This window comes from Acidihalobacter sp. (assembly GCF_037381185.1).
Taxonomy (GTDB): Bacteria; Pseudomonadota; Gammaproteobacteria; order DSM-5130; family Acidihalobacteraceae; genus Acidihalobacter_A.
Genome location: NZ_JARRQY010000001.1, coordinates 129,161 through 145,039 on the forward strand (window position 1 = coordinate 129,161; position 15,879 = coordinate 145,039).

Here is a 15,879-nt window from a genome sequence, read left to right on the forward strand (position 1 = left end):
CTTAAAGACCGCGATGCGCGGCGAGCGTCGCGGCGATGACCGCCGCAACGTCCGAGGAGGAGCGTTTGAGCGAGTAGGCGGTCAGTTCCGGGTGGGCTTCAACGAAGCCGGTGTTGAAGTCGGCGGCGATGAAGTCCGGCGTGTTCAGTATCTGCTCGTGATAGGGAATGGTGGTCTTGACGCCGTAGACGGCGATGTCCTGCAGCGCGCGCCGGCCGCGGCGCACCAGCGAGTCCCAGTCCAGCCCCCAGACGATCAGCTTAGCCAGCATCGAGTCGTAGTGCGGTGGAATCGTATAGCCGGTGTAGACCGCGCCGTCGATACGTACGCCGGGGCCGCCGGCGGCGAAGTAGCGAGTGATGCGGCCGAAGCTCGGCAGAAAGTCGTTCTGCGGATCTTCGGCGTTGATGCGGAACTCCATGGCGAAACCGCGGCGGGTGATGTCCTGCTGCGCGAAGGGCAGCGGCTCGCCGCCGGCGATGCGGATCTGCTGCTGCACCAGATCGATGCCGGTGATCATTTCGGTCACCGGATGTTCGACCTGCAGGCGGGTGTTCATTTCCATGAAGTAGAAATGTTCGTCGGCGTCGAGCAGGAATTCGACCGTGCCGGCGTTGGTGTAGCCTACTGCCTGCGCGGCACGCACCGCGAGTTCGCCGATTTCGGCGCGCTGCGCGTCGTCGAGCTGCGGCGAGGGGGCGATTTCCAGCAGCTTCTGGTGGCGGCGCTGGATGGAGCAGTCGCGCTCGAACAAGTGTACCACGTTGCCGTGCGTGTCCGCCAGTACCTGGACCTCGATGTGGCGCGGATCGACCACGGCCTTTTCCATGAAGATCTCGGCTGAACCGAAGGCCTTGGTCGCCTCGGACAGTACGCGTTCGTAGTTGCGGCGCAGCTCGGCGGCGCTGTCGCAGCGGCGTATGCCGCGCCCGCCGCCGCCGGTGGTGGCCTTGAGCATGACCGGGTAGCCGATTTTCTCGGCCAGCAGCAGGGCCTCGTCGACGTCGCGCAGATTGCCCTCGCTGCCGGGTACCACGGGGACGCCGGCCTCGATCATCGCCGCGCGCGCGGCGAGCTTGTCGCCCATGCGTTCGATCACGTCGCCGCTGGGTCCGATGAAGCGTATGCCGGTCTGTTCGCAGCGGCGCGCCAGTTCCTGGTTTTCCGACAGGAAGCCGTAGCCCGGATGTATGGCGTCGCAACCGGCCGCTCGAGCGAGGTTGACCATGCGGTGCACGTTCAGATAGCCGGCCTGACTGTCGGGGCCGATGTAATAGGCCTCGTCGGCCTTCTTGACGTGCAGGCCATGGCGGTCGGCGTCGGTATAGACGGCGACGGAGGTAATATCGAGTTCCGCGCAGGCGCGAATGATGCGCACGGCAATCTCGCCGCGATTGGCGATGAGTATCTTCCTGATCATGCCCGCTCTTGTATTGAGGTTTGTTCCCACGATTGCGCGGTGTGCTGCCGGAGCCGCATTTCGTAGCCCGCCAGGTGTCGCGGGCGTGGTGTAGCAGAGCTACATAAGCGAGGGGCGACGTCGTGGGACGCGAAAAGCGGCTCGGCTCTTCGGGTTGTGTCCGCCTGAGCGCCACTCGGTGTTGCTCGTCGTTCATTTGGAGTGACCAAAATTCTCTCCTCGCGCTTTGATGGGCACTCAGGCGGACGCAACAGCGCGTCGCGCACTTGCGTGAACAGAGCCTGGCCGGGTCCGGTCGGCTGCCGGAATACCGTCACAAAAGGGCGTGCACGACGCTTTCTTACGCGTGGTGCAGCATCTTTGCGGGTGCTTGCACGCGCTGCCTGCGACTGCGCCGCGTCGGGCGGACTTTGGGTTCGCTGCAAGGGTAGCCCGAGCCCGGGGGTGGGGCAACTGCCCGTCAGACTGGGGAGGCGGCGCAGAATCTTTGACATCATTTGCCTTTCACACATAAAATTAGCCGCTTATGTCCGGTGAATTGCCATTGCGCCTCGACCCGCTCAAGGCGGCCGATCGGGGATGGTCCATGCAGGGAAATATTCCCCTGACCGGGATGGAGCGGCTGGCGGCTTCGCTGATGGAAACGGACGGCGAGGCCGAGTGCGAGTTCACTTTCTATCGCGATACGGACCGCAAGCGCAAGCTGCGTCTGAAATATCGTGCGGAACTGGTACTGCGCTGCGAGCGCTGTCTTGGGCCGTTGCGCGAGCACGTCGAAGGCGAAACCGTGCTGCGGCTCGTGGACGTGCAACTGGAGACCGCGACCGAGAGCGACGACGTGCTGCAGGCGGGCACGGATGGCGTTTATCTGAAGGACGTGGTGGAGGACGAATTGCTGCTGGCGTTGCCGTTGATACCGCGGCACGCCGCAGTCGAGCAGTGTGAGCCCGAGGCGGTACGCTGGCTGGAGCCGGACAGCGACGAGGGCGCGATCGAAACGCAGACGGATAATCCGTTTGATATTCTGAAAAACCTGAAACACTAGAAGTATCGGAGAGTAGAGCCATGGCTGTTCAGCAACGCCGCAAGACCCGTTCGCGCCGTGACATGCGTCGTTCGCACGATGCGCTCAAGGCGCCCACGCTGTCGGTGGATCCGACCAGCGGCGAAACGCATCTGCGCCACCACATCACGCCCGACGGTTTTTACCGCGGTCGTCAGGTTGTCAAGACCGAAGAAAGCGTTTCCGAGGAATAGGTGCTGGAGGCGCAGGAACGTGAATTGCGTTCCGGCATACCAGTCTGAGAGGCGTCCATGATTACGATCGCACTTGATGCGATGGGTGGCGATATCGGCGTCTCCGTTACCGTTCCGGCGGCGGTTGAGGCGGTGCGTAGCCACGATGACCTGAGCCTCATCCTGGTCGGCGACGAAGCCCAGGTCCGCGCCGAGCTGGAGAAGCTCGGCGCGGACAAGGACTCGCGTCTGAGCGTTCACCACACGACTCAGACGGTGGAAATGGACGAGCCTCCGGCACAGGCGCTACGCATGAAGAAGGATTCGTCCATGCGCGTGGGCGTGAACTTGGTCAAGAGTGGCGAGGCCAAGGCCTGCGTGAGCGCCGGCAACACCGGCGCGTTGATGGCCACCGCCAAGTACGTGCTCAAGACGCTGCCGGGCATCGACAGGCCGGCGATTTGCGCGCGTATTCCGACGGTCAACGGGCATACCTACATGCTTGATCTCGGTGCCAACGTGGATTGCTCTTCCGATCAGCTGTACCAGTTCGCCGTCATGGGTTCGGTGCTGGTGGCCGCTGCAGAGCATCATCCGCAGCCCAAGGTGGGCCTGCTCAACATCGGGCAGGAGGACATCAAGGGCAACGATCAGGTGAAGGGCGCGGCCAAGCTGCTCGAAGCCAGCGGCTTGAATTATGTCGGCTTTGTCGAGGGCGACGACGTCTTCCTCAGCGAGGTCGAAGTGGTGGTGTGCGACGGCTTTGCCGGCAACGTGGCCCTCAAGACCATGGAAGGGGTGTCCAAGACCATCGCGCATTTCCTGCGTGAGGAGTTCTCGCGCAGTCTGCTGACTCGAATTTCCGCTGCCTTTGCCATGCCCGTGTTGCATGCGCTGCGACGGCGCATCGACCCGCGCAAGTACAACGGGGCGAGTTTCCTGGGACTCGGCGGCATCGTAGTGAAGAGCCACGGTTCGTCCGACTCGGTCGCCTTGCGCAACGCCATCGACGTGGCGCGTCTGGAAGTGGAAGAGGCCATTCCGCAGCGCATCGACAGACAGCTCGAATCCCTGCTGTCGGCGCGGCGTATCTCATGAGGGTGTACTCGAGGATCGCCGGCACGGGAAGCTATCTGCCCGAGCACGTCCTGAGCAATCGGGATCTGGAGCGCATGGTAGACACTTCCGACGAGTGGATCACGGAGCGCACCGGCATCAGAAAGCGCCACATCGTCGCCGAGGATGAGACCACTTGCGACCTGGCCGAGGCGGCGGCGCGCCGCGCCCTGGAGATGGCCGGGCGCAGTGCCCAGGACCTCGACCTGATCATCGTCGCCACGACCACGCCCGATCGCATTTTCCCCAGCACCGCCTGTCTGCTGCAGGCTCGACTTGGCGTGCAGGGTTGTCCGGCCTTCGATATACAGGCGGTGTGTACCGGTTTCGTCTACGCGCTGAGCGTGGCCGACCAGTTCATCCGCAACGGCACGGCGCGCCGCGCGCTGGTGATCGGCGCGGAGTCGTTTTCGCGCATCATCGACTGGACCGACCGCGGTACCTGCGTGCTGTTCGGCGACGGCGCCGGCGCGGTCATCCTGGAAGCCAGCGACGAGCCGGGCATACTGTCGACGCATCTGCATGCGGATGGGCGCTACGAGAAACTGCTGCACGTGCCCTACGGCGTGTCCGACGGCCTCGACAGGGTCGAGGCGGGCGAGGCCAAGGTGCGCATGCGCGGCAACGAGGTGTTCCGCGTCGCGGTCAACACGCTGGGCCGCATCGTCGACGAGACGCTGCGCGCCAACGGCATGAAGAAGTCCGACGTGGACTGGTTGGTGCCGCATCAGGCGAATATCCGCATCATTCAGGCTACCGCCCGCAAACTGGGCATGAGCATGGAGCGGGTGGTGGTCACCGTCGACCAGCACGGCAATACTTCGGCCGCCTCGGTTCCGCTCGCGCTGGACGCGGCGGTGCGCGACGGCCGTATCAAGCGCGGCGAAACCGTGCTCATGGAAGCCTTCGGCGGTGGTTTTACCTGGGGCTCGGCCATACTGCGCTTCTGAGATCCCGGCTTCGCACCTCTGCTCCGGAGAAATTTTCCGCCACTATCGTGCAGCCCTCATCCCCGATGGACGGATACCCGTATGGCAAGCGAGATCGAGCGTAAATTCCTGGTCGCGTCGGATGCCTGGAAAGGCGTGGCCTACCGCAGCATGCACTATCGTCAGGGCTATCTCGGCCGGGCCGAAACCAGTTCCGTGCGCGTGCGCGTCTCCGAGCAGGACGCCTATCTGAACGTCAAGAGCGCGACGCTGGGCATCGAGCGCCTGGAATACGAATACCCGATTCCGCTGCCGGATGCTCATGAAATGCTCGACCGGCTGTGCCACAAACCGCTGATCGAGAAGACGCGGCACTGGGTCGAGTACGCTGGTCATTGCTGGGAGGTCGACGTGTTCGAGGGCGACAACGAGGGATTGGTGGTCGCCGAAATCGAGCTGAAGACGCCGGAGGAGGACTTCGAGCGGCCGGTCTGGCTGGGTGAGGAAGTCTCGCACGAGCCGCGTTACTACAACGTCTGCCTGGTGGAGCATCCCTACAGTCAATGGAACGAGGAGGAGCGCAAGTGAGTGCAGTACCCTCATTCGATCCGCAGTGCCGGCGCTGTCCGCGGCTGAGCGCCTTTCTGGACAGCGTCAAGAGCAAGTACCCCGAATACCACTGCCGGCCGGTGGCGCCGTTCGGTGATCCGCAGGCGCGGTTGCTCATCGTCGGTCTGGCGCCCGGCATGCATGGTGCCAACGCCACCGGCCGGCCGTTTACCGGCGATCACGCCGGCATTCTGCTGTACCGCACGCTGCATCGCTACGGCTTCGCGGCCAAGCCCGAGGTGAGCGGCCGTGACGACGGACAGGTACTGAGCGACTGCCGCATCACCAACGCGGTCAAGTGCCTGCCGCCCGAAAATAAGCCGGTCGGCGCCGAGGTCAACGCCTGCAACGACTATCTGGGCGCTGAACTCGAAGGACTGCCTGATGGCGCCGTCGTGCTCAGCCTCGGTGGCATCGCGCATAAGGCCGTGATCCGCGCGCTGGGGCTGCGCCAGGCCGACCGTCCTTTCGCGCATGCCGCCGAATTCGAACTGCCGCGCGCGCGCCGCCTGCTGGCCTCCTATCACTGCAGTCGCTACAACACCCAGACGGGGCGTTTGACCGAGGCGATGTTCGATGCTGTGATCGCCCGCGCACGGGAGTGGGTGGACGGGGCGCATACGGACTGAGCCTGCGCCGATGGCTGCCGAACGCCTGCCCAGCGGCTTCGAGCCCGCGCCGTTCCTCAAGACGCTGACTCACCGGCCGGGCGTCTACCGCATGCTCGACGTCGGCGGCGTGATTCTTTACGTCGGCAAGGCCAAGGATCTCAAGAAGCGCGTCTCGAGCTATTTCCGCAAGAACGTCTCCAGCCCGCGCATCCGCTCGATGGTGCAGCAGATCGCCGCGGTCGAATTCACGGTGACCAACACCGAAGCCGAAGCGCTGATCCTGGAGAACAACCTGATCAAGGCGCATCGGCCGCGCTACAACGTGCTGCTGCGTGACGACAAGAGCTACCCCTATATCTACGTGTCCACCGAGGACCGTTTCCCGCGCATCGCCTTCCATCGTGGCAGCCGCAAGCAGCCGGGGCGCTACTTCGGCCCCTATCCCTCGGCCGGGGCGGTACGCGAGACGCTCAACCTGCTGCAGCGCCTGTTCCGTGTGCGCCAATGCGAGGACAGTTTTTTCGCCAACCGCTCGCGGCCCTGCCTGCAGTACCAGATAAAGCGCTGTACGGCACCCTGCGTGGGCTACATCGACTCGGCGGGCTACCGCGCCGACATCCAGCGTGCGGTGCGGTTCCTGGAAGGGCGCTCGGACGCCGTCATCGGCGATCTGGTCAAGGACATGGAACAGGCCGCCGAGCGGCTCGAATACGAGCGCGCGGCGCAGCTGCGCGATCAGATCGAGGCGCTGCGCCAGATCAGCGAGCGGCAGTACGTCAGCGGCAGCGGCGATCGCGATCTCGACATCGTGGCGCTGGCCCTGGAGGGCGGTGCGGCCTGCGTCCAGGTGTTCTTCATCCGCGGCGGTCGCAATCTGGGCAACAAGAGCCTGTTCCCGCGCGTACCGGACGACATGCCGGCGGACGAGATCATGCAGGCGTTTCTCGGTCAGTACTACCTCGAACGCGAGCCGCCGTCCGAGATCATCCTCAGCCACGCACCGGCCGAACAGGAGCTGGTCGCCGAGATGCTGGGCGAGCAGGCTGGCCGCCGTGTGGCGCTGACCAGCGCTGTGCGCGGCGAGCGCGCCCGCTGGCTCAAGCTCGCCGAGCGCAATGCCCTGGAGGCATTGCAGGCACGCAGCGCGTCGCGGGCAGGGGTGACGCAGCGGCTGGAGGCGCTGCAGGAGGCCCTGGAGCTGGATGCACCGCCTGCGCGGCTGGAGTGTTTCGACATCAGTCACACGCGCGGCGAGGCCGCGGTGGCCTCCTGCGTGGTGTTCGGCAGCGAGGGGCCGCTCAAGTCCGACTACCGGCGCTTCAACATCGAGGGCATCACGCCGGGCGACGATTACGCCGCCATGCATCAGGCGCTGACGCGGCGCTACACGCGGCTGAAGGAAAACGATGCCGCGCTACCAGACGTACTGCTCATCGACGGCGGGCGCGGGCAGGTGGCCGAGGCCGAGCGCGTGCTGGCCGAACTGCAGCTCGATCAGGTCATGATCGTGGGCGTTACCAAGGGCGAGGGTCGGCGGCCGGAACTCGATACGCTGACCATGAGCGGCGGAGAAGGTACGCGCCGTTTGCCGCACAACTCGCCGGCCCTGCACCTGGTGCAGCAGATTCGCGACGAGGCGCACCGCTTCGCCATCACCGGCCATCGTCAGCGCCGCGCCAAGGCGCGTACCGACTCGCCGCTGCAGGCCGTGCCCGGGCTTGGGCCCAAGCGGAGGCAAGTGCTGCTCAAACATTTCGGCGGCTTGCGCGGGGTGTCTCGTGCGGGTGTGGAAGAGTTGTCCAAGGTGCCGGGCATCAGCCGTAGGCTTGCCGAGCAGGTTTACGCCTACCTGCATACCAACGGTTAGCATAGCGAAGGCCCAAGGGATGCGCTGCAAGGTGCACGCGGCGAGCGAGTGAGGCATATCGAGTGGATAGCGAAGGAGCGAGCGGCGCGTAGCAAATCGCCCGCGTAGCCATTTGATCAGCGTGTCCCAAGGCTGATTTCGCGGCGTGTGATTCGCGGCTTGTGGTAGTAAAGGATCGGCGCCGCCGTGGATTGGTCGACGGATTGATGCGCAGTTTCTGCGCACGTGGTAGCTTCCAAAGGATTGGATCGACAGTAGGCGGATAGCGTTCGCGGTTCCCCGCCGGTGTCATTTGTGCAAAACGGACCGAGAAATGCCTCTTAATCTGCCTATCGTGCTTACCTGGCTGCGGATCGTGCTGATCCCGGTATTCATCGGAGTATTCTACGTGCCGTGGCACTGGGCTCCGCCGATCAGCGCACTGATCTTCACGCTAGCGGCGCTGACCGACTGGGCGGACGGCTATCTGGCGCGCAGGCTCAACCAAACGTCGCGCTTCGGCGCCTTTCTCGATCCGGTGGCCGACAAGCTGATGGTCGCGGCGGCGCTGGTGATGCTGACGCAGGCCTACGCTTCGCCGTGGCTGACGATTGCCTCGGTCATCATCATCGGTCGCGAGATTACCATTTCGGCGCTCCGCGAGTGGATGGCCGAGGTGGGGCAGCGCGGTAAGGTGGCGGTCGCCTTCATCGGCAAGCTCAAGACCGTTACGCAGATGGTGGCCCTGGTGTTGCTGCTGTATAAGGAGACGGTGTTCGGCATCGATCCTCAGCCGATCGGCATGGTATTGCTGTACCTTGCGGCGGTGTTGACGCTGGTGTCCATGTTCAAGTACCTCGGCGCGGCCTTCAAGGTCTGATCCACGGCTTGACCGATGCAACGCAATCGTATATCTTGCGCGGCCTGTCGCAGTTGAGGGCAGGTCGCCGGACGAGGATGACAGGTAGTTGACAGTCTTGGCCTCGCTTAATAGAATTTCCGGCCTGAAAGCGGGAATAGCTCAGTTGGTAGAGCACAACCTTGCCAAGGTTGGGGTCGCGAGTTCGAGTCTCGTTTCCCGCTCCAGATTCTTCAAAAAGCCCCGGTAAATCCGGGGTTTTTCGTGTCGGGTCCGATCATGTTATGATCCACGCCCGTTTTTGCCCTCCCTAAGGCTGAGTGGCAGAGTGGTTATGCAGCGGCCTGCAAAGCCGTGTACGCCGGTTCGATTCCGACCTCAGCCTCCATAAGCTAGATCGTCAAGATCCGAAAAAGTCCGCAAGCCCGCATTAAAGCGGGCTTTTTTGTGTCTGTAGTGTCCGCAGTAGTCCGGGGGCAACCGTTGACAACCGGGGCCAACTGGGGCCAACATCGGGGCCACGTCACCCGCTGCTGTAGGGAGATGGCCCCATGCCGCTATCCGATACGCAGATTCGCAACGCCAAGCCCGGCCTTACTCCGCAAGGGAAAGAGACCACCAAGCCCTACAAGATGGGGGATTCTGGCGGTCTGTATCTTGAGGTGGCCCCAAGTGGTGGCAAGTGGTGGCGCTTCAAGTACCGATTCGAGGGAAAGCAAAAGCGCCTGTCACTCGGCGTTTATCCTGACATAACGCTGAAGGCCGCCCGAGCACGCCGCGACGAAGCCCGTACGCTGCTGGCCGAAGGCGTAGACCCTGGCGAGCACCGCAAAGCCGTGAAAGCTGCAAAGACAGACCGCGCGGCTAACAGCTACGAAGTGATTGCACGGGAGTGGCACGATAAGCATTCGGCCACGCTAAACCCCGAACATGCCGAGCGCATACTGCGGCGGCAGGAGCGCGATATTTTCCCCTGGATCGGCGGACGCCCAGTGTCCGAAGTCACGCCGCCGGAACTTCTCCAAGCATTGCGCAGGATCGAGGCGAGAGGGGCGATACAGACCGCTCACAGAGCCCTGGGCGACTGCGGGCAGATATTCCGCTATGCCGTGGCGACAGGGCGCACACAGCGCGATCCTACGCCGGATCTGCGCGGCGCACTGTCATCCTATCGGGCCGAGCACTTCGCCGCCGTCACTGATCCTGACCGACTGGCCGAGTTGTTGCGCATCATGGACGGCTACGAAGGCACGCTAACCGTGCGCTGCGCCCTTCGGGTAGCCCCGCTGGTGTTCGTGCGCCCTGGCGAGCTGCGGCAGGCTCAGTGGGCCGATATTGATCTGGACGCAGCCGAATGGCGCTACATCGTCACCAAGACCAACACGCAGCACATTGTGCCGTTGTCTACGCAAGCCGTGGCAATACTGCGCGAGCTTGAGCCGCTGACCGGACGCGGGCAGTACGTGTTCCCCAGCGCCAGAAACCCGCGCGGCGACCGTCCAATGTCCGAGAACACCGTTAACGCCGCCATGCGCCGCCTGGGTATCCCCAAAGACGAAATGAGCGGCCACGGCTTCCGTGCGGCGGCTAGAACGATTCTGGATGAGGTGCTGGGCTTTCGGCCCGACTTCATCGAGCACCAGCTAGCGCATGCGGTACGAGATCCGAACGGCCGTGCCTACAACCGCACGGCACACCTGCCCGAGCGGCGGAAGATGATGCAAGCGTGGGCGGATTATCTGGACCAGATCAAGGCCGGTAGTAACGTCGTTGCTTTGAGGGCTGGCGCATGAGACTAGCTGAGCTAATGGACTGGTTGACGCTGCCCAAAGCCGCCGAGTATTTGTCGATATTGTTCGGTGAGCCCGTCACTGAAGCCGACGTCCTTCGATTGGGACTGGATGGACGTTTGCGCCTATCGGTTCAGTTTGTGAACCATGCGTATGCGCGATGTGGAGTAGTAGCGACGTATGCTTGGAATGATCTGAAAGCGCGCATCGAAGCTGGCACATATCCCGAGGATTTGAATTGGCGGCAAGTTCCTCGCAGCCTACTGGAAGAGATGGGGTTGCTTGAAGAAAGCTCTGAGCACGCAAAAGGTCGCAAGCTCAAGATGTTGGCGAGTATACGGATTGATGAAGATCGCTATCTCACATTATCCGACGAGGTAAAGCCTATTTCTGGGGTGTGGGATCTGCCGATGATCGGTGGTGAGCAACTTGATGTTGAGCATTACTACCAGTCAATAACTGGAGGTCCAGAAGTAACCCTAGAATCCCTGGACGGTGCTTTTGTTGAGGATGAGGCCGGACGAGTTTGTCAGTTACAGGAGCAGTTCATTGATCTTGAACCGCGCAAAGAAGAGCTTGAACAGATCAGAGAAGAGTTTGAACAGCTCAGAGAAGATCGCCGCGCCATTCTTGAGGGACGCGAGTCGTTGGATTCAATCAGAAATAATCGATTTCATCCCGCGGGCGGTTTGCCGAGTGATGGCGTTATAGTCGTCAGGATGGCGGCTTTGAGGGAACTAGAAAACGCTATTCGTACTAAATCTCCACTGACCGAACGCGAGCACAACCAGAATTTGAGGTTAATTGGGTGTTTGGCTTTGGCTTTATCTAAAAGATCCGATCGATTTCAGCATGGTCAGAAACCTAATGCCTCCCAGATAGCTTCCCTAGTACAAGAAACCTTAGATGCGTTACAGGATGCTCGGGTGAACGGCTTGGGTAAGAGCAGCGTACGGGATCGAATATCCAAGGGGCTAAAGTTGCTCGACGGATAACCTACTTGCCAGTGGCAACGAGGTTTGCCAGTTGGCACGTCCCCAGTATCGGACACGGCACGATGGCCTTGCACAAACACGGAGGCCATCGAACATGCCAACATTGCAGCACACAAAGCCCGAAAGCCTTATTCGCTTGCCCGAGGTCATGCGCCGCACAGGCCGTGGCCGAACCGCGATATATGCCGACATGGCGGCGGGAACTTTCCCGCGTAGCGTGAGCATCGGCCCGCGTGCCGTCGCGTGGCCTGAATCCTCGATAGATGCCTGGATCGCTGAGCGCGTTACCCAAGCCACTGGCAACGCGGCGTAAGGGGGTGATCATGGAGACAAAGAAAAGCCCACCCCCGATGGCAGTCGGGCAAGCGGGCCATGACGAAACGAGCAAAGCCGATTCTACCGTCCGTCCGCGCAAGATTCACCGTGTGTTGCGGGCACTGGCAACTGGGCGGTCATTCAATCGCTTCGAGGCCGAACGCGCTTTGCACGACCACTGCCTACATACCACCGTTGCCAGCATCCAACGCGACTACGGAATCAGCGTCTACCGGGAGATGGAGACCGTAGCAGGCTACGAAGGCGCGCCCACCCGCGTATGTCGCTATAGGCTACTGTCGCCCGAACGGGCACGAGCACAAGCCTTGCTCGCCACGCTGAACAGCAAGGGGGCGTGACGTGGCTACCAGAGGCCAGCGACACGCACGCATCCACCAGTGGGAACGGGATACAGACGCGTATCAATCGCTATGCTGTGAGGCGCGCGCTCTATTGGTCGAATTTCGGTTGCTCTATGCCGGGCGCGAGAATCGCATCTACCTGAGCACCCGCGAGATCATGCGACGGTTGGACGTTGGACGGTGCAAGGCTGAGAAGGCACGCGACGAATTGCTGGATCGCGGATTCGTCCGCCTGCTCAAGCCAGGGACGTTCAGTCAGAAAACCCGCAACGCGAGCGAGTACGCACTGACGAATGAAGCGATCACGCTGCGCGACTGTAACAATGCGCCGAAGGAATCCATGACTTGTACGCCTAAAAATAACTCGGTGTTTTCTTTCACCTCCGTCGGTGCTGCTCACCATACGACGACTCACAATTCCGGTTCTGTCTGGCGACCGTCGCGCTTGCCTACCATCGAGAAATTGCCGCATGAGCACTTCATGCTCATGCGGTGGCTTCACGCTCAAACAGAAAGCCAAACGCAGTGCCCTGACGCTTCATTACGCCCGATGCGGCGCATGTGGACGATGTGGCGGCTTTATGCTGGGAGCGCACGGAATCACGCTTACACGCGGCGAGGTGGCGCGTAGGACATTCGGCGACGAACAACTGACCGAACGGCTTGTGTCGCTCGCACAGCGGCGTCTGGCAGTACAGGCGGCTAAGCCATGAACCGCAATCCGAGACGCTTTCAAAGGAAGCCATACAGGCTGTCAATCTCAATCGACGCCTAGACAATGGGCCGGGTGGACGAACTGTTCAGGCAGGGTAAGTACCACAAGCACCGGAACTTTAGCGAGTTTGTCCGTTTGAGCATCGAGGCAGAGCTTAGAAGCTGTGGCATCGATTTCATGCTACCGGCGAAGCCCAAGTTCTGACGTTTTATGGAGCCCATAAAAAAGGGCGCCTGAATTTTTGAGCCATCACGCGCACGAGGGGTGGATAACCAGTGCGCCCGAGTTTTTGGATGCCTTAACGCGCACTAGGCTAGGCGTTGGCGATGGGTATTGAGAGAATTGAGAGCCCATAAAAGGGGTTTCCTCACTTGCCGAATTCATATTTTCTCACTCATGCCGCCCTGCGAACAGTGCGTAAGCAGTGAACTTACCTATTGATTTCGGATAAAAATCGGAGCACCTATGGGCGGATACGGTAGCGGTCGGCGCTGGTACACCAGCACCACGGACACGACAAACGATTATCGGGCTATCGATGTGCGGCGCTGGCATCGTGAGGGCCTGCTAGAACCTGGGCAGGCTTTCCGCTGGCGCTGGTCACGCAATGGTGAAACCACGGCATCAATCAACGTGCGAGCCGAACCGGGACGTGTAGTGCTCGATTACCGGCACAGGGAGCACGGCGGCGAGTGGCGAGACGAAGCCTTGCCCGTCGATCTGACGTGGACTGCCTGCAACTACGGAGGTGAGCGCCCTTGGTTCCGTTGCCCAAACTGCGGGCGGCGGGTGGCGATCCTGTACGGCGGCGGCATCTTCGCGTGCCGTCACTGCTACCGGCTTACCTACCAAAGCCAGCGGGAAAGCCTGGACGACAGGCTAACGCGGCGCATCGAATGTATACGCGCGCGCCTGGACTGGGAGCCCGGTTTTCTGAATGGCAACGGGTTGAAGCCCAAGGGTATGCAATGGCGGACGTTCTGGCGACTCCATGCCGAGCACGAGGCGCTGGTAGCGCAATCCGTGGCATGGATAGCGGAACGCTTCGGATTCGAGCCTTGAGGCGGTTTGCGAAAGCCAAGCCAATGTCTGGACAATAAGTCATCATCGGGCAACGTCATAAAAACAGCCAATTCGACAGCTGCGGAGGATTCGAATCATGGATTTGGATGAATATCACGAAGAAGTCCGGCTGGAGCTTAGAGACATCCAGCGCGACCGAAAGCTAGAACAATATTTTTGGCTGGCTGGAATCATTAGCTTTGCTCTGTGTGCTGCGATTCTAAGTGGGCTGGTTTACCTTAGTACCCTTATCTTCAATTCATTCAACCTATCATCATGCTCCATGGATTTCCTTTGGATCATCGCGCTTTACTACCGCTCGACTCAGTCATCGATCATCATGGGAACTGGAAACGAATCTATATTGATCTCCCGGGGATGGGCGAAAGTTCGAAATGCGAGGGGATCGATGGTTCTCAAGCGGTCCTTGAGCGCGTTTTAGCGGCGATCAAGAAACTGGTTGGGGGGCAGAAATTCGCGATTGTTGGCTATTCGTTCGGTGGCCTGCTCGGACGCGCTATCGCGACTGAAATGAAAAACCAAGTGCTTGGACTTTGCCTGCTCTGCCCGGAGATCATCAACGACGCTGCAGGCCGATCCCTCCCTCGTGCGTCTAAACACCGGGAAAGGCCAGAATTCCTCTCCGAATTGAGTAGATCGGACAGGGCCGCCTATCTCCATACCGCTGCTTCAGTTACGTATGAGAATTGGCTTTTGTTCCGAGAGTACATACTGCCTGGATTGCGGGCTTTCAATCCAGATACTATCGGTGCTATCGATGGAAATCACGCCTTGTCCCTACCAAGTAAAAAAATGAGGCACTCTGGTCCGACATTAGTATTGACCGGCAAGCAGGACAATATGGTGGGATACAGTGACTCACTGTCGCTCATCGACCTCTACCCAAAAATGACTTTTTCTGCCCTTGATGGCGGAGGACACACGCTTCACCTTGACAAGCCTGAGCCCGTCCATGCGCTTGTATCTCAATGGCTTTCGGACCTTCGCGGATCGATAGATATTGATGCCAAGCAGGTAGCGCAATGACAACTAGCTTTTCTGAAGAGCTGAGAAGGAGTCTCTATCTGCCGCACGCCTTTGGTATGCAATGCATGTTTCACAATTCGTCCGATGAGCGGAAAACATTTCCCTTTGTACAATTCTTACCGCCAGAACCGCCGGACACTTTTGCAAAATCACGAAAACGCGATTTCCTTTTAGGGCGAGCCTGTGCCGCCGAGGCACTTTTCAAGCTTGGTGGCCCGGTCGAGCAAGCGTTATTCAAGGTCGCAGACGACCGTTTGCCTATTTGGCCGAAAGGCTGGATTGGGAGCATTAGCCATTCTTCCGTTGGGGCTATTGCCATTGTAGCTAAGAGCAGCTTTACTCCAGTGCTCGGGATCGACATGCACTGGATGCGAGATTTACCGGCAGATCTCAGCGCCTTTCGCCTTGTGGCCAGGAGGAGTGAATATGCAGTTGTCGACAGACTACCTCTGACTGAGAGGTGCGTTCTTGTTTTCTCCGCGAAAGAGGCGTTATACAAGGCTTTATTCCCAATAATTCGAGAGGTTTTAGATTTCTCTGCCGCGCGTGTTGCTGCGTTTTCGTTGGGAACAATAACCCTAAGACTTCGGCATGATTGGAATCACATTTTTCGAAAAAATCGTGAATTCATCGTCCGTTGGAGTTTATGTCGAGATCACGTCTTCACTATATGCAGTGATCATTCCTAGAGCAAAACTGGAGTACCAATTTCTAGCCGAGTATTCAAATTTCCTTGCTCGACTCCAGTGTCACCATTCATCTAGGGACACGCTGATTTATTGCTGATTCAGCCGGCGAGGTGTTTGGCCCCTCACGTATCCGTCCACGGTGGCGCGAACCACGACGTTATCGTCGTTGACGCCGGCCTATTGGCTTCGATTTCGAGCCCCCGCAGGCGTGTTTTGCTCTTTGATCCAACCATCAGACGCACGTCTCCAGCAACCGTCTTCGGGCCAGCACCCGATTG

At 60.5% G+C, this 15,879-nt stretch carries 17 protein-coding genes and 2 tRNA genes; 18 read left to right on the plus strand and 1 reads right to left on the minus strand.

Annotated elements, in window-relative coordinates; translation table 11 throughout:
* Nucleotide 1 precedes the first annotated feature (1 nt).
* Complete coding sequence (locus P8014_RS00565) at nucleotides 2-1,420, minus strand: acetyl-CoA carboxylase biotin carboxylase subunit (RefSeq protein ID WP_337815355.1); 1,419 nt, start codon at nucleotides 1,418-1,420, stop codon at nucleotides 2-4.
* 586 nt (nucleotides 1,421-2,006) lie between these two features.
* Between P8014_RS00565 and P8014_RS00570 the strand changes: the two genes are divergently transcribed.
* The 18 genes from P8014_RS00570 (at nucleotide 2,007) to P8014_RS00655 (ending at nucleotide 15,601) form a co-directional block, all read left to right on the plus strand.
* Nucleotides 2,007-2,465 (plus strand): YceD family protein, encoded by a 459-nt coding sequence (locus P8014_RS00570; RefSeq protein WP_337815356.1) that lies wholly within the window; start codon nucleotides 2,007-2,009, stop codon nucleotides 2,463-2,465.
* A 20-nt stretch (nucleotides 2,466-2,485) separates the two neighbouring features.
* Nucleotides 2,486-2,677 carry a 50S ribosomal protein L32 gene (rpmF, locus tag P8014_RS00575; protein ID WP_337815357.1) on the plus strand — a complete coding sequence of 64 codons (192 nt, stop codon included), beginning with the start codon at nucleotides 2,486-2,488 and terminating at the stop codon, nucleotides 2,675-2,677.
* A 57-nt stretch (nucleotides 2,678-2,734) separates the two neighbouring features.
* The gene (gene plsX, locus P8014_RS00580) at nucleotides 2,735-3,754 is read left to right on the plus strand and encodes a phosphate acyltransferase PlsX (protein ID WP_337815358.1); all 1,020 of its coding nucleotides are present in this window, start codon (nucleotides 2,735-2,737) and stop codon (nucleotides 3,752-3,754) included.
* Complete coding sequence (locus P8014_RS00585) at nucleotides 3,751-4,722, plus strand: beta-ketoacyl-ACP synthase III (RefSeq protein WP_337815359.1); 972 nt, start codon at nucleotides 3,751-3,753, stop codon at nucleotides 4,720-4,722. Before plsX ends, P8014_RS00585 begins: the two co-directional genes overlap by 4 nt.
* Before the next feature lie 81 nt (nucleotides 4,723-4,803).
* The gene (locus tag P8014_RS00590) at nucleotides 4,804-5,289 is read left to right on the plus strand and encodes a CYTH domain-containing protein (RefSeq protein WP_337815360.1); all 486 of its coding nucleotides are present in this window, start codon (nucleotides 4,804-4,806) and stop codon (nucleotides 5,287-5,289) included.
* Entirely contained in the window at nucleotides 5,265-5,939 is a 675-nt protein-coding gene (locus P8014_RS00595; RefSeq protein WP_337815361.1) for a uracil-DNA glycosylase, read from the plus strand. Before P8014_RS00590 ends, P8014_RS00595 begins: the two co-directional genes overlap by 25 nt.
* A gap of 10 nt (nucleotides 5,940-5,949) precedes the next feature.
* Nucleotides 5,950-7,788 (plus strand): excinuclease ABC subunit UvrC, encoded by a 1,839-nt coding sequence (gene uvrC, locus P8014_RS00600; protein WP_337815362.1) that lies wholly within the window; start codon nucleotides 5,950-5,952, stop codon nucleotides 7,786-7,788.
* 313 nt (nucleotides 7,789-8,101) lie between these two features.
* The gene (gene pgsA / locus P8014_RS00605; RefSeq protein WP_337815363.1) at nucleotides 8,102-8,647 is read left to right on the plus strand and encodes a CDP-diacylglycerol--glycerol-3-phosphate 3-phosphatidyltransferase; all 546 of its coding nucleotides are present in this window, start codon (nucleotides 8,102-8,104) and stop codon (nucleotides 8,645-8,647) included.
* Nucleotides 8,648-8,777: 130 nt separating this feature from the next.
* Nucleotides 8,778-8,853: transfer RNA gene (locus tag P8014_RS00610), tRNA-Gly, on the plus strand.
* An 87-nt stretch (nucleotides 8,854-8,940) separates the two neighbouring features.
* A tRNA-Cys gene (locus P8014_RS00615) sits at nucleotides 8,941-9,014 on the plus strand.
* Nucleotides 9,015-9,177: 163 nt separating this feature from the next.
* Nucleotides 9,178-10,419, plus strand: a complete 1,242-nt coding sequence (locus tag P8014_RS00620) for an integrase arm-type DNA-binding domain-containing protein (protein ID WP_337815364.1) — start codon at nucleotides 9,178-9,180, stop codon at nucleotides 10,417-10,419.
* A complete protein-coding gene (locus tag P8014_RS00625) occupies nucleotides 10,416-11,411 on the plus strand; it encodes a hypothetical protein (RefSeq protein ID WP_337815365.1) in 996 nt (331 codons plus the stop codon). The genes P8014_RS00620 and P8014_RS00625 overlap by 4 nt, the downstream gene beginning before the upstream one ends.
* Nucleotides 11,412-11,505: 94 nt before the next feature.
* The gene (locus P8014_RS00630; RefSeq protein WP_337815366.1) at nucleotides 11,506-11,724 is read left to right on the plus strand and encodes an AlpA family transcriptional regulator; all 219 of its coding nucleotides are present in this window, start codon (nucleotides 11,506-11,508) and stop codon (nucleotides 11,722-11,724) included.
* A gap of 10 nt (nucleotides 11,725-11,734) precedes the next feature.
* Nucleotides 11,735-12,085 carry a hypothetical protein gene (locus P8014_RS00635; protein WP_337815367.1) on the plus strand — a complete coding sequence of 117 codons (351 nt, stop codon included), beginning with the start codon at nucleotides 11,735-11,737 and terminating at the stop codon, nucleotides 12,083-12,085.
* A 1-nt stretch (nucleotide 12,086) separates the two neighbouring features.
* Nucleotides 12,087-12,719: a hypothetical protein gene (locus P8014_RS00640; protein ID WP_337815368.1), complete on the plus strand. Its 633-nt coding sequence runs from the start codon at nucleotides 12,087-12,089 to the stop codon at nucleotides 12,717-12,719.
* A gap of 549 nt (nucleotides 12,720-13,268) precedes the next feature.
* Nucleotides 13,269-13,865, plus strand: coding sequence for a hypothetical protein (locus tag P8014_RS00645; RefSeq protein ID WP_337815369.1), 597 nt, complete (start codon nucleotides 13,269-13,271; stop codon nucleotides 13,863-13,865).
* 276 nt (nucleotides 13,866-14,141) lie between these two features.
* A complete protein-coding gene (locus P8014_RS00650) occupies nucleotides 14,142-14,912 on the plus strand; it encodes an alpha/beta hydrolase (RefSeq protein ID WP_337815370.1) in 771 nt (256 codons plus the stop codon).
* Nucleotides 14,909-15,601, plus strand: a complete 693-nt coding sequence (locus tag P8014_RS00655) for a 4'-phosphopantetheinyl transferase superfamily protein (protein ID WP_337815371.1) — start codon at nucleotides 14,909-14,911, stop codon at nucleotides 15,599-15,601. The genes P8014_RS00650 and P8014_RS00655 overlap by 4 nt, the downstream gene beginning before the upstream one ends.
* Nucleotides 15,602-15,879 lie beyond the last annotated feature (278 nt).

Coding starts and splice junctions, on each gene's coding strand:
- P8014_RS00565 (WP_337815355.1), bottom strand. CDS start 1,420: ATGATCAGGAAGATACTCATCGCCAATCGCGGCGAGATTGCCGTGCGC.
- P8014_RS00570 (WP_337815356.1), top strand. CDS start 2,007: ATGCAGGGAAATATTCCCCTGACCGGGATGGAGCGGCTGGCGGCTTCG.
- rpmF (WP_337815357.1), top strand. CDS start 2,486: ATGGCTGTTCAGCAACGCCGCAAGACCCGTTCGCGCCGTGACATGCGT.
- plsX (WP_337815358.1), top strand. CDS start 2,735: ATGATTACGATCGCACTTGATGCGATGGGTGGCGATATCGGCGTCTCC.
- P8014_RS00585 (WP_337815359.1), top strand. CDS start 3,751: ATGAGGGTGTACTCGAGGATCGCCGGCACGGGAAGCTATCTGCCCGAG.
- P8014_RS00590 (WP_337815360.1), top strand. CDS start 4,804: ATGGCAAGCGAGATCGAGCGTAAATTCCTGGTCGCGTCGGATGCCTGG.
- P8014_RS00595 (WP_337815361.1), top strand. CDS start 5,265: ATGGAACGAGGAGGAGCGCAAGTGAGTGCAGTACCCTCATTCGATCCG.
- uvrC (WP_337815362.1), top strand. CDS start 5,950: ATGGCTGCCGAACGCCTGCCCAGCGGCTTCGAGCCCGCGCCGTTCCTC.
- pgsA (WP_337815363.1), top strand. CDS start 8,102: ATGCCTCTTAATCTGCCTATCGTGCTTACCTGGCTGCGGATCGTGCTG.
- P8014_RS00620 (WP_337815364.1), top strand. CDS start 9,178: ATGCCGCTATCCGATACGCAGATTCGCAACGCCAAGCCCGGCCTTACT.
- P8014_RS00625 (WP_337815365.1), top strand. CDS start 10,416: ATGAGACTAGCTGAGCTAATGGACTGGTTGACGCTGCCCAAAGCCGCC.
- P8014_RS00630 (WP_337815366.1), top strand. CDS start 11,506: ATGCCAACATTGCAGCACACAAAGCCCGAAAGCCTTATTCGCTTGCCC.
- P8014_RS00635 (WP_337815367.1), top strand. CDS start 11,735: ATGGAGACAAAGAAAAGCCCACCCCCGATGGCAGTCGGGCAAGCGGGC.
- P8014_RS00645 (WP_337815369.1), top strand. CDS start 13,269: ATGGGCGGATACGGTAGCGGTCGGCGCTGGTACACCAGCACCACGGAC.
- P8014_RS00650 (WP_337815370.1), top strand. CDS start 14,142: ATGCTCCATGGATTTCCTTTGGATCATCGCGCTTTACTACCGCTCGAC.
- P8014_RS00655 (WP_337815371.1), top strand. CDS start 14,909: ATGACAACTAGCTTTTCTGAAGAGCTGAGAAGGAGTCTCTATCTGCCG.